Source organism: Streptomyces kunmingensis (assembly GCF_039533535.1).
Taxonomy (GTDB): Bacteria; Actinomycetota; Actinomycetes; order Streptomycetales; family Streptomycetaceae; genus Streptomyces; species Streptomyces kunmingensis.
The window spans coordinates 217,137-229,123 of record NZ_BAAATS010000022.1 but is presented as its reverse complement, the minus strand read 5'-3'; the positions used below and the strand labels follow the sequence as shown (position 1 = coordinate 229,123).

General features: G+C 68.7%; 12 protein-coding genes. 3 read left to right on the top strand and 9 right to left on the bottom strand.

All coding sequences use genetic code 11. The features are described 5' to 3' along the window. Nucleotides 1–472: 472 nt before the first annotated feature. Nucleotides 473–1,636 carry a LeuA family protein gene (locus ABD366_RS27130; protein WP_324765705.1) on the top strand — a complete coding sequence of 388 codons (1,164 nt, stop codon included), beginning with the start codon at nucleotides 473–475 and terminating at the stop codon, nucleotides 1,634–1,636. Between the two features lie 492 nt (nucleotides 1,637–2,128). On the opposite strand, the gene ABD366_RS27125 is transcribed toward ABD366_RS27130, so the two are convergent. After that, a complete protein-coding gene (locus ABD366_RS27125; RefSeq protein ID WP_324765706.1) occupies nucleotides 2,129–2,968 on the bottom strand; it encodes an SDR family oxidoreductase in 840 nt (279 codons plus the stop codon). Between the two features lie 100 nt (nucleotides 2,969–3,068). Here ABD366_RS27125 and ABD366_RS27120 point away from each other — a divergent pair, with 100 nt between their 5' ends. Further along, entirely contained in the window at nucleotides 3,069–3,440 is a 372-nt protein-coding gene (locus tag ABD366_RS27120; RefSeq protein WP_324765707.1) for a winged helix-turn-helix transcriptional regulator, read from the top strand. Between the two features lie 158 nt (nucleotides 3,441–3,598). Here the strand turns inward: ABD366_RS27120 and ABD366_RS27115 are convergent, their stop codons facing one another. Together ABD366_RS27115 and ABD366_RS27110 are read right to left on the bottom strand one after the other, a co-directional pair. After that, a complete protein-coding gene (locus ABD366_RS27115) occupies nucleotides 3,599–4,630 on the bottom strand; it encodes a hypothetical protein (RefSeq protein ID WP_324765708.1) in 1,032 nt (343 codons plus the stop codon). Between the two features lie 320 nt (nucleotides 4,631–4,950). Beyond that, nucleotides 4,951–5,856, bottom strand: a complete 906-nt coding sequence (locus ABD366_RS27110; RefSeq protein WP_324765709.1) for an NADP-dependent oxidoreductase — start codon at nucleotides 5,854–5,856, stop codon at nucleotides 4,951–4,953. Between the two features lie 113 nt (nucleotides 5,857–5,969). Here ABD366_RS27110 and ABD366_RS27105 point away from each other — a divergent pair, with 113 nt between their 5' ends. Then, the gene (locus ABD366_RS27105) at nucleotides 5,970–6,338 is read left to right on the top strand and encodes a MerR family transcriptional regulator (RefSeq protein WP_324765710.1); all 369 of its coding nucleotides are present in this window, start codon (nucleotides 5,970–5,972) and stop codon (nucleotides 6,336–6,338) included. Between the two features lie 479 nt (nucleotides 6,339–6,817). Here the strand turns inward: ABD366_RS27105 and ABD366_RS27100 are convergent, their stop codons facing one another. The 6 genes from ABD366_RS27100 to ABD366_RS27075 all read right to left on the bottom strand — a co-directional run bounded on the left by ABD366_RS27100 (nucleotide 6,818) and on the right by ABD366_RS27075 (nucleotide 11,844). Beyond that, nucleotides 6,818–7,141 carry an STAS domain-containing protein gene (locus ABD366_RS27100; protein WP_324765711.1) on the bottom strand — a complete coding sequence of 108 codons (324 nt, stop codon included), beginning with the start codon at nucleotides 7,139–7,141 and terminating at the stop codon, nucleotides 6,818–6,820. A 582-nt stretch (nucleotides 7,142–7,723) separates the two neighbouring features. Next, complete coding sequence (locus ABD366_RS27095) at nucleotides 7,724–7,972, bottom strand: hypothetical protein (protein WP_324765712.1); 249 nt, start codon at nucleotides 7,970–7,972, stop codon at nucleotides 7,724–7,726. 685 nt (nucleotides 7,973–8,657) lie between these two features. Then, a complete protein-coding gene (locus ABD366_RS27090) occupies nucleotides 8,658–8,879 on the bottom strand; it encodes a hypothetical protein (RefSeq protein ID WP_324765713.1) in 222 nt (73 codons plus the stop codon). A 196-nt stretch (nucleotides 8,880–9,075) separates the two neighbouring features. Then, nucleotides 9,076–9,906, bottom strand: coding sequence for a hypothetical protein (locus tag ABD366_RS27085; protein ID WP_324765714.1), 831 nt, complete (start codon nucleotides 9,904–9,906; stop codon nucleotides 9,076–9,078). Between the two features lie 109 nt (nucleotides 9,907–10,015). Next, nucleotides 10,016–11,209 (bottom strand): MFS transporter, encoded by a 1,194-nt coding sequence (locus tag ABD366_RS27080; protein WP_324765715.1) that lies wholly within the window; start codon nucleotides 11,207–11,209, stop codon nucleotides 10,016–10,018. Nucleotides 11,210–11,469: 260 nt separating this feature from the next. Then, nucleotides 11,470–11,844, bottom strand: coding sequence for a MerR family transcriptional regulator (locus ABD366_RS27075; RefSeq protein WP_324765716.1), 375 nt, complete (start codon nucleotides 11,842–11,844; stop codon nucleotides 11,470–11,472). Nucleotides 11,845–11,987: the final 143 nt, after the last annotated feature.

Here is an 11,987-nt window from a genome sequence, read left to right as displayed (position 1 = left end):
GCGACCGGCCGCATGGTTGCTGTCGAACTCACCCACCCCGTCGAGATGCGTCACCCGGACAAGGTCGACGCCCTCAGCGGAGCTGCCGCCCGCGCGGCGCGGACGTCGGCGGACCGTGCCTGCCTGCCTGTCCAGACCGGGTCAGTGCAGCTCCATGAAGGACTCCGGTCCCACGGTCAGCCCGGGGACCGAACCGATGCGCCGTATCGCCGGCAAGAAGCCGGGTGTGAAGCAGGCACGGTTCGAAAGCCCGCCGCGGCTACAGAGAGGGGTTCGGACGTGCCCGCTGCAACGCACGTCAAGGCGCAGCCTGTCACACACGCCTGCCCGGGCGGCTCCGAGACCGGCGCACCATTGCTCTGGTGGACGACGGCCCCTGCCAGATCACGCCGTCGTGCGTGCGCCCACTGCCGGGCAGCACTCGAGCCCGGCCGTTGAACGTGCGATCCGTTCTAGACAAGGGGTGAAGCACATGGCAGCCGAAGCGGTCGGGAGCGTGGAAGGGACGCCGCGGATATCGGATGCGACGCTGCGGGACTCCGCGCACATGGCGGGAGTCGAGTTCAACCCGAAGGATGCTGCGGCTCTCGCAGCCCTGCTCATCAGAACCGGAGTAGATCTCGTCGAGGTAGGCATGGTCTCGGGGCCGGAGACCAAGGACGCCAGGCTCATCCTCGCCGTGCAGGAGGCGGTCGGACCCGAGCGCAGCATGACGCTGGTCGTCGTACGTGATCGCCGGCAGGCCACCCGGGCCCTTGCGGAAGCCAAACGGCTGGGCGTGCGAAACGTGATGTGCTCACTTCCCACTTCGGAGTGGCATGCGGAGCTGAAACTCGGCTCGACCAGCCTCAAGTACCTGCAGGCGCTGGCCCGTTCGGCGGTCTTGCAGGCCAAGGAGAGCGGATTCCATGTCACGTTCAGCGGGGAGGATGGCGCGCGGACCCCCATCGACCGGCTCCTTCCCTACGTACGCGCGGGTTTTGATGCCGGAGCCGACCGCTTCCGGCTGGCCGAGACCGTCGCGTGCCTCTCGCCGTGGCAGATGGAGGAGCTGATCGCCCAGCTCGTGGCCATCGACCGCTGCGAGATCGAGGTCCACTCCCACAACATGCTGGGCATGGCCGTCGCCAACTCCCTGGCCGCTGTGCGTGCAGGCGCCCGATGGATCTCGGCGACCGTCGCAGGCATCGGCGAGGGCGGCGGCAACACCCCGTTGGCCGAACTCCTCACCGCGCTGCGCGTCCTGCACGCAGACACCCGCTTCGACCTGTCCCACCTGAGCGAACTCTCCCGCCTCGCACTGCAGAGCTCCGGACTCGGCGAAGCCTTCCAACCGGGGCCGACGACCGCGCACTCCTTCGCCTACGAACTGGCAGGACAGCTCAACCATCCGCAGGCCTACGAGACGCTGCCCCCCGAACTCGTCGGCAATACGCGCCGGTTACGCGTGCGCAGTCGCCTCACCCCGACGCTCGTCGCCTGGGCGCTGGCCGACTCGGATATCGACGTGGACACCGGCGCTTTCACCACATGGCTCATCGCACAGCAGGAGCTGCTCGGTAACCCGCTGCTCGACCGGGACGCGATCCGTGAGGCCGCTGCCGTCTTCCCGTCCGTCAGATGCCGCAACGAGTGAAGCGAACTCCGCATGACGACAAACACGCTCACCGGTACCTGCCCTGAGTGCGAGACAGAACTGACCGTCCCGATGGTGGTCAAGGGCGGAGACCCTTGTCTGTCCCGAGTGCATTCTCACGTTGCTCATCCAAGGACATCTCCGGGCACCGGATAACCCTCCACATGGTCGAGACCGAACTCCGCGACTGGGGCCAGTGACATGCGACGCATGATCGCCGTCGTCGCGGACCGGGTCGGCTGGGAGGAACGACAGCTGATCAGCACAGCCCCGGCGCTCGGACTGCACATGGACTGGATCAACGACGAGTCGATGTGCCTGGGCCGCCCGGCCCCCGCGTCGCTCGCGGGCTACGACGCCCTGCTCGTGCGAAGCCGCAGCTACACCCGCGGCGGGCTCATCGCCACACTCGCCGAGGCCACCGCAGTCCGTCTACTGGGACGATCTGGCCCGGCACGGACGACGACCACCGCCGTGGTGTTGCGCTGCGCCTCAGCGGAAAGCGGCGATGCTGCGGTCGACCCAGCTGCTGAAGGGGCGCGGGGCGCGTCCGAGGACTCGTTCCACGTCGGGACTGATCCGCAGTTCGGCCGGGTTCGGGGCGGCGATGATGTCCAGGGTGTCGTCGGCGAGTTCTACCGGCACGAACCGGATCATCGCGGCTCTGGCCTCGCCGCGGGTGAGTTCGTGGAACCGCACCGGCGCGCCGAGCGCGGCGGCGATGGCCGCCGTCTGCTGACGCGGCGTGATCACTTGCGGCCCGGTCAGTTCGAAGACCTGGTCGTTGTGCCGTTCGTTCAGCAGACAAGCCGCCGCGACTGCGGCGATGTCCGCCGGGTCGACGACGGGAACCCCGACATCGCCGAAGGGTGCGGCGACCGTCCGTTGCGTGCGGACGGACTGCGCCCACGCCAAGGCGTTGGAGGCGAAGCCTCCCGGTCGCAGGACGGCCCAGTCCAGGCCGGACTCTCGCAAGGCGTCCTCCACCGAACGCATCGCGACCCGCGACGGGCCGAGCGGCCTGGTCGCCACTCCCTGCGAGGACAGCAGGACGATCCGGCGAACCCCGCTGGCCGCGGCCAGGCCGATGATGTCGGCCGGCCTGGCGTCGGGGGCGTGCAAGTCACCGGACAGCAGCAGGAACAGCGCCTTGGCCCCGTCCAACGCGGAGGTGAGGCTTGTCGGGTCGGCCAGGTCGGCCGGCATGTGCCGGACCCCGTCCGGCACCGCCACGGCGTGCCGCGACACCGCGGTCACCTGCTCGCCTGCCTCGGCCAGGGCCTGCGTCAAAGGCCTACCCACATTCCCGGTAGCCCCGGTCACCACGATCATGTTCAGCCCCTAATCCGTTGTGCACTGCGGCAGTTGACGCGTTGACGCTAGGAGCTGGGCTTACTTTTCGTAAGAACATACCCAGAGGTAAGCTCCGGACATGAGGGAAGGCACGCAGCTGACACAGGCCGAGCCGGGCCACCGGTATGAGGTGTTTCACACCGACTGCCCCGCACGCAACGTGGTCGACCACGTGACCAGCAGGTGGGGCATCTGGGTGTTGATCTCCTTGCGGAGCAACAACCTTCGGTTCTACGAGCTGCGCGACAGCATCCAGGGCATCAGCGAGAAGATGCTCGCCCAGACCCTGCGCGCGCTGGTCCGGGACGCCCTGGTCTGGCGGGAGGTCGAGCCGACGACACCGCCCCAAGTCACCTACGGACTGACCGAGTTCGGCCAGGATGTCGGCGAGCCGCTGACCGACCTGTTCGATCGGATCACACAACACCTGCCGCCGCGCAGCGCGGGCTAGCGCGGGTACGGATCGGCCACCGAGACGCACCCGGCCTGATCCGCCCTGTACCAGGCCTCGCAACTGGCGCGCGTCGCCGCGCGGGGCCGCCGCCCCGGCGGGCCACCGCACAACTCCGACAACAGGTACCGGCATGCCCGCCCGGGTCACGGTTGACGCTATGTCCCGGCCCAGTATGCGGCCCGTACCTCGCCTTCCGCGAAGTCCTGGCGCGGCAGACACAGGCCGAGGGACTCCTCCAGGGCGTGGAAGTACAACTCGAAGGTGTTGGTCAGTTCGGGGTGGTCCAGCTCCGCACGGCGCACGGCCCGGTTGAGGAACTCCAGTTCGCCGCCGCGCAGATAGGGGGCGCGGCCGCGCTCGTACCGGATCAGCTCCAGCACATCCCAGTCGTCGTCGACGCGGTGTCCGTCCCGCATGTAGTCGAAGGTGTAGATGGCCTTCGCGGAGGTGGCGGACAGCCACACATTGTCCTTGATCCCGAGCGCCGCGTACGCCTCCTTGTCGGCGAAGGCCCCCGGTGGCGTCTCGTGGTGGAGCAGGTACGTCCAGCCGCCCGCCTGCCCGTAGCAGCAGCTCTTCCAATGGCGGTCCCAGTGCGCCCGGCCCTCGTCCACGGCCCGCAAATCCCTCAGACGCGTACCGGCTTCGACCTGCGCGGGGTCGGCCCCGTACAGCAGGGCCAGGCGCTCGGCGTCGACGGTCTGCCCGGGCTCCGCGCGGAAGAAGGCGAGCGTCGTGTACGGGGCCTGCTCGCGCCAGGTCCCGGCTATCCAGGCGAGCCCCTCCAGCGGGTCCCGCCCGCACGCCTCGACCGTCCCCGCGTCGTCCAGGCCACCCGTGCGGAACCGTCTGCCCCACGCCGGATCAATGCGGTCCAGCGCGCCGGCCGTCTCCTCGAGGCTGCCGCCGCGCCCACGTATCGCTGCCTCGGCGATCAGGTAAAGCACCTGTTCGAGGTCGTGGGTGACGAAAACCTCGCGGTACGGGCCGTGTCGGCCGTGCACCGTGCCGTCTTCGTCGATGAGCAGACACAGGCCGCCGTCCTGCGACTCCTCGGCGTGCTCGGCCCACTCCTCCAGTTCGTCCTCCGAGTTCGTCACGGGCGGCAGTTCGACGTCGGTGAGCAGGTCATGTCGCGCGGCAGTGCGCTGCCAGGCCTCCGCGAGTACCTGTTTGGTGATCTTCATGGCGTCAGCATAAGAAGGGGCACTGACAGCCGGGCGGCCTCGCACACGGTTGAGCGCTCGACTGCAACTTCCCCTTCGGTCGCGGCCAGTTGGAAAGCGGGACCTGAGGTGCCAGAGCTGATCGGAAGCAGTACACGACGCGGCACACCGGGGTCGTCGAGCGGGGTCAGGATCACGTCCCGTTCGAAGACCTCGGCAAGACGGTCACGGCCGGTGCCCCGCAACTCGGTATCGGCTCCGAGTCCCTGCGCGGCGGGTGTCGCCAGAACAGGGCAGACCGAGGCCGGCAGCGGCCCAAGGTAAGGGCGTCTGATGAAGGCTCAGATGAGGACGACGATCTTTCCCCGCACATGCCCGCGCTCGGAGTGCGCGTGTGCCTGCGCGACCTCCTCCAGTCGGTAGGTCTGCTCGATCCGCGGGGTGTAGCGGCCCTGCTCGCCCAGATTCCCCGCTTCGGTGAGGAGTGCGGAGTCGTTGACGGCATTGGCGATGTGCACGCCCAGGCGTTCCGCGTTCTGGTGGTCGGCGACCGTGACGACCCTGGTGGGGTCGCCGGCGATGTCGACGAGGTCGGCGAGCGAGCCGGAGGCGGCAGCGTCGAGTACGAGGTCGACGCCGTTCGGTGCCAGGTCGGTGAGGCGCTGGGCGAGGCCCGCGCCGTAGGTGGTGGGAATGGCGCCGAGGGAGGCGAGGAAGGCGTGGTTGCGCTCGCTGGCGGTTCCGATCACGGTGGCCCCCTGGGCGAGGGCGATCTCGACCGCGGCGCCACCGACGCCTCCGGCGGCGCCCTCGACGAGCAGGGTGCGCCCGTCCAGCGGGCCCAGGGCCTTGAGTCCGCCGAGCGCTGTGACGGACGCGAGGCCGGCGCCGGCCGCCTGCTCGTCGGTCCAGTTCGCGGGCGCCGGGGCCCAGGCGGAGAGCACGGCCAGTTCCGCCGTCGCACCTGTGATGCCGCCGAGCCCGAAGACGCGGTCCCCGATGTTCACGCCCTCGACGCCCTGGCCGACGGTGTCCACCACACCGACGGCGTCCCGGCCGGGGATGGCGGGCAGATCCACCGGAAAGAACTCGCGCACCTCGCCGCTGCGTACCTTCCAGTCGACCGGGTTCACGCCGGCCGCGGCGACACGGATGCGGATCTCGCCGGGGCCGGGAAGGGGGGCCGGGGCTTCGTCGACCGTGAGGGTCTCCGTACCGCCGTACTCGTGGTAGCGGGCTGCGCGCATGATGTCCTGCCTCTGCGATCAATCGACTCGGTATGCCTTGACGTCGACTACGCTAAAACCTGACGTTGACGTGAGATGCAAGTCGGGCGCCCGGCCCGCGGAGCGGAGGGTTCGTGCGTATCGGCGAGGTGGCCCGGGAGACCGGAGTGAGCGTGCGAGCCTTGCGCTACTACGAGGAGCAGGACCTGTTGCCCTCCGAGCGCAGCGCCGGAGGACAGCGCCGGTACCCGGCTTCCGCTGTCGACCGGGTCAGACTGATCCAGCAACTCTTCGCCGCGGGCCTGCCGTCCAGGTCCGTGCGCGAGGTGCTGCCGTGCGTGTACTCCGGCACCGTGACACCCGGGCTCCTGGACCATCTGGAGGCCGAGCGCGCGCGGATCAGCGAGCGGATCACCGACCTGCTCGCGGCGCGCGACCGGCTCGACACCGTGATCGCCAACACCCGCAACCCGCCTGCGGAATGCCTCCACCCTCGGGACTGAGCGAGCGACGCTGAAGCTGCTGCAGATCGTCACGTGGCTGGAGATGCCGATGGTGCGCCGGCGAGGTGGCGGCAGACCCTCAAAGCGGCACGACCGGCAGTGAAACCGCTACTCACAAAGCGCAGGCCACACGCCGTCGGGCGCGCGCGTCCGCCAGCCTGCGCCGAAGCCGATCTCTCGCCTGCACGGCAGCCGAGTGCGACGCTTTCGCTTGGGCGTACATGACCGCAGATCGCGCAGCAACGGCCTGGGCCTCTTGCCCCATCCGATCGGCGTCCTGGCGCATGTGGTCCTGCGTGACGGCTCTGTCTGACGTCATGACCCACCGTTTCCAGCAGTCGGGAGCGCTCCGTGCCTGCCCCGCAGAAGTACCCGCATGTGCGACGTGGATGCGCCTGCGGGCCCTCCGGCAGGCAGGGATTCGGCATGCCGGAGGGCCCACCGATCCCGCCTGCCCGGTTACATCCCGGTATTGCCTGTTACGCGGGCTGGAGCTGGGGGGCGTCGGGCAGATGGCGCTCGAAGCCCATGTGCGGGAACAACTCGCAGGCCAGTCGAAGCATGCCCAGCGCTTGAGGGTTCAGGTGAGTGACGGCGCTCTGGACGGGGCCCAGGGAGGTGGCGAGCAGGTGCAGGCCGGCGATGTCCACGAACGGGACATCGTGCAGGTCCCACACCACACGGGTCACGGCGGACGGAAGGCGGACCAGAGAGGTCTGTAGGTGGTCCATAGCGTCGAAGTCGATGTCACCGTGCGGGGTGAGCGTGGCGCGGTGGCCGTCCAGTTCCGTGGTGATGTTCATGATGGGCGCCCCCTTCCGGGGGTTGATGAGCCCAAAGACGAGACGGCCCTGAAGTGCGGGGCCGACGACTGAGGCGGGAGCCGGATGCCCGTGAAGGGGGCAACGTCCGGTTCCCAAAGAGCCGACTCTACATCTCGGCTCGGTCTCGTGTCCACCCACCGTCGCACAACACACGCACTGGACGCCAGGACCATCCCTGTCAAACCTTCCGGACGCAGTGGCGGCTGCCATGCAGCCACGACGAACCCGACGCCCCTGGGGCCTTGCCGACACCTGCCCCATCGACGGCGCCCGCAACCAGCGGCTGCAGCAGGAGTTCCTGCTCAAGGGCGCCCCCTGGCCTCCTATGCCGACAGGCCCGCACCATCATGATCAAAACCGACCCCCGCACCGCCCAGCAGGCCGTCGCAGACACAGACACCCACGCGGACCCCGCGCCCGGCGCCGGACGCCTTCACGAGCAGCAGCCCGGCTCGTCAACTTCCAGGTGTCACCACTCAAGAAGCAGTTGCACGCCCGCGGACTCGAGGCGGAAGCGCCGTTTGAGCAGCCGGTCGAACAGTGCGACGCCGGTGTCGAAGGTCAGGCCGAAGGCGAGGTCGACGGTGAGGGCGAAGGCGACGTCGCGGGGCTCGGGCTCTTGGGCTCACACAGCTTGTCCAGGTCCGCCGCAGGAGCAGAGGGGTTGAGGATCTTGACGAGCTCGACGAGCTTCTTGCACACCTCGACGGGGTCCTTCTGGGGAGCACTCGGAGCGGCCCATGCGGCGGCGGGCGAGGCGACGAGCAGGGCCAGAGCGACGGACGCGGATGCTGCGGCTTTGCGGATCACGGAACTTCCCCTTCATCGGCCGGCTCCATACCGGATCGTTCCTCGATCGTGCCGCAGCCACGCAGAAGGTTCCCGGCGACAACCTCCGTATGGGTGACCGAGTCCAGCGGCATCCGCCTTGATCAGGCACGATCGCCGGTGGGCACGCTTCTCGGCGGAAGGAGCCGGTCGCGCCGGTTCCCCCGCACCGCCCCCTGCCCGCAGCGCCTTCACGCACCCTCCGCGCGCCATCCCGCTCGCAGTGCCATGGACGAGAGCCGGCCAACACCGGGGGCGGATTCAAGAGCTCACGAACCGGCGGCACCAGCCGCGCGCGCTAGCCGGTCGCGGAACACGTCACGCAGTCGGGCCTCAACCTCGTCGTGGCAGACCGCAACCAGGAGCGCATCACCACGCTGGGCGATGAACTCGGTGTAGGCAGAAGGGCGTTCGTACTCGACGACCCGGCGTCCTGCGCGCCGCGCTCGCCGACACCACCGAGGTCCTGAACGTCGCCGGCCCCTTCCGCCACACCGCACGCCCGCTGGTCGACGCCGGTGCGGATTCGGAGGGCCCGTTCGCTCACCCGGGTGGGTGCGAGCGGGGCGGCGAGTTCGTCACGTTCGTCCTTGGTGAGCCGGCAGCACGCCCCGGTCCTCGTCGCAGCCATCAACGAGTGGCTGCGACCAGTACATTCGATCTCTTCCTACTTCGCGGAGCCCTGGCCGCTCTTGCAGAGCTCTGCGAGAGGGTCCCGTCCCAGGACACTGTTCGAAACCTGCCCGGCGATCTTGCCCACCGGAACGGTGTAGGACTCGTCGGGGGTGCACTTGTCAGGCAGGCCGTCGGCGGCGATGGCGGTGCCGCCGCCGGCCGCCAGTGCGGCCGTGCTGACGATGAGCGCGGCAAGTGCGGTGCGGGTACGCAAGAGATCCTCCGGGGTGCGATCGCGCGGACTCAGTGTGGCCCGTCCCATCCTGAACGGCGCACCCTCGCCAGTGGTTACGGCCCCAAGGGCATGCCCACCCATTTCAACTCATGTCCGGTTCAAGAAGAACGATGTGCCGCACCGGCGCATGTGGTGGTGACGGCGGGTACGGGAACTCTCGGAGTGACTCTGACGATCAACTCAGGCGATCTCGCTCGGGAAGATAGGGGCCGAAGTGATCGGCGACGATCTCCGCGATCGCAACGGCGTCGCGCGACCCATCGACCCTGAGTACGCGTATCCCGAGTTGCTGGGCCCGGCGGGCGGCGTCCTCGGCAACGAGTCGGTCGCGGGCCAGTCGGTTGGCCTGTGCTCGGTCAGGGTCGCTGACCCGGTGTCCGAGCGAGGCCGCTCGGGGGAGATCGCGGGCCTGCCGGACGCGGAACCCGGGCGTGGGCACCATCACGATCATCCGGCGCGGTGAGTCGATGAGGGGTGCCACGAGTTCGGGTCGAAGTCCCCACCCCTCGGCGATGATGGGGCGGCCGGACACGAGCGCGCGCAGGTCGTCGAGAGCCCACTGGAACCGGTCCGGGAAACCGGCCATGGTTTCGGTGGCCATCTCCTCCGGGGTGGTGTGGACCCACGTCTTGTCCGGGTCAGGCACGGTGGCGGGCTCGCCGAGAGCGACACGGCGGGCGATCCTGCGATCGTTGTGACTACGGGCATCGTGGTGGTCGTAGTGGTAGACGGTGACGCCGTATGAAACGGCCAGCAGCCGGGCGACACTCGACTTGCCGGCCCATTGACCGCCTCCGATCCACAACGCGCGGCGCAACGTGCCGAAGGGATCCCAGGCCTCACCGTTTGCGCGCGAATCATGGTCACTCATCCGCTGTCCTCCTGAGTTGAGCGCGATGGTGACTTTAGCGACGTATGCGGCCCAGTAGCCGACAACGGCCGGTTGCCATCTGCCGACGACGACGGTGATGTCGAGATCGAGGTCGAGGTCGAGGTCGGAAATCATGTGAGCCGCGACCGTACGCAGGCACGCCGACAACCTCGTCGGCGTCGAAGGTCAGGCCGAAGGCGTTGAGGACTTGGCGAGTTCGACGAGTGGCCGGGCCGGTTCTCGATCAGCGCCCCGCGGGGAATGCCGCGCGCCGGCCGAAGCAGACCGTGACGAGCGCCATGAGCGTGAGCGCGATCATCCCCGCCGGAAGAACCGGTGCACCCACGCCCTCGACGACCACAGCCCCCAGCGCACCACCCGCAAAAATCGCCAAGTTGAAGGATGTCGTCAGCATCGCGTTCGCCGCGTCGGCGTTCTCGCCCGCAGCCTCCCCCATGGCGGTCTGCAACTGCGTTGCCGAGCCGCCGAACGCGAGGCCCCACAGCACGATCGCGAGCAGCGTGAGCGCAGTGGACTGCTGCGCGGCGGCAAGAAACGCGCCGGCGACGATGAACAGGGTCACGCTCGCCAGGGTGAGCTTGCGCAGTGCGCGGTCGATGAACACGCCGGTGATCCAGATTCCTCCGAGCGCGGCGACGCCGAAGACGAGAAGGGTGAGGTCGGGCCGGAGCGGGAGACGCATCTGCTGCAGATAGGAAGCGATGTAGGTGTAGAGCAGGTTGTGCGCGAGCATCCAGACGAATACGACGGTGAGGATGGTCGCCACGCCGGGGATGCCCAGCACCCGGCCGAGCGGAGCGCGTGTCTGCGACGGCTGCCCGGAGGCGTCGGGCACAAGGAACTTGGCGAAGACCATGACGATGACGCTGAGCAGTGACATCGCGGCGAAGGACCAGCGCCAGCCGACCGTCGAGCCCAAGTAGGCGCCGAGTGGTGTTCCGACGCAGAGTGCGACCGGGGTGCCGGTCATGGCGATGGCAAGGGCACGCCCGGCGTGCTCGGGTGCGGCGATACGCCGGGCGTATCCGGCGAGCATGCCCCACAGCAGACCGGAGAAGGCTCCCCCGACGAACCGGGCGACAAGAGCGATGGTGAACGACGGCGATACCGCGGTGACCGCGTTCGCGACAAGGAATCCGAGCAGGCCCGCAAGGAGGAGCGGCTTCCGCCGTGCCCCGCGCGTCAGCGTGATCGCGGGTATCGCCGCAAGGACCGTTCCGATCGCGTAGACGCTCACGAGTTGGCCGGCGCCGCCTTCGGAGACATCGAGTCCGGCAGCGAGCTGCGGGAGCAGCCCCGCGGGCAGCGTCTCGGTCATGATCACGATGAATCCGGTGCACGCCATCACCACCAGCGCCGGAACGGGGAACGACTCGTGCGCTCGCTCGCGGACCGGTGTGGGGCACGTTGTGGTCATCGGGGCGGGCTCCTCCACTAGTTATGGATTAACTGATCCGATATTGATCGACGCGTCTACGGGTGTCAAACTGGATCAGTCAATCCGCAATAAGGGGTTACGCCGCGCCCCGGGTCCATGACCGACGCCGCACTCGCGACACAGGAGACACAGGGACGGAAATGGACGACGCACATCGGCCCTAGCCGGACGCCGCGGACACGTTCCAGGTCGCGTTCCAGGTCGCGTTCCAGGTCGCGTTCAGATCGCGTTCTGGACTGCTACTTGCTCTCGGCGGGAGCAGGGGTGGCGCTGTGCAGGAAGCGGCAGACGGCGTCGCGGTTGCGGACCAGGGCGTCGATACGGACGTCCATCTCCTCGACCTCGCGGGCCAGATTCGCGGCGAGTTCCTCGTCCACCTGCGGCCGCAGCTCAGAGCCCGACCCCTCGAAGCAGGGGACCACGACGCGGATGACTCGGGTGGACAGCCCGGCGGCGAGGAGGTCACGGATCTGTTCGACGCGCAGCAGGGCGGACTCGGGGTAGGAGCGATAGCCGTTGGGCTGCCGTTCGGGGTGCAGCAGGTCCTGTTCCTCGTAGTAGCGCAGGGTTCTGGTGGTCACGCCGGCGCGGCGTGCCAGCTCACCGATCTTCATCGCGCGCACTCTTCCGCTGGTGCCGGCCCACTGAAGCCAAGGTTCACGTACACGTCAAAGTGTACGTGGGGTGCCTGCGGTGCGCGGGGCACGGAGCGCAGGTCGCGGGGCTTTGCGGGACGTTCCGGAGAGGGACGGGCCTC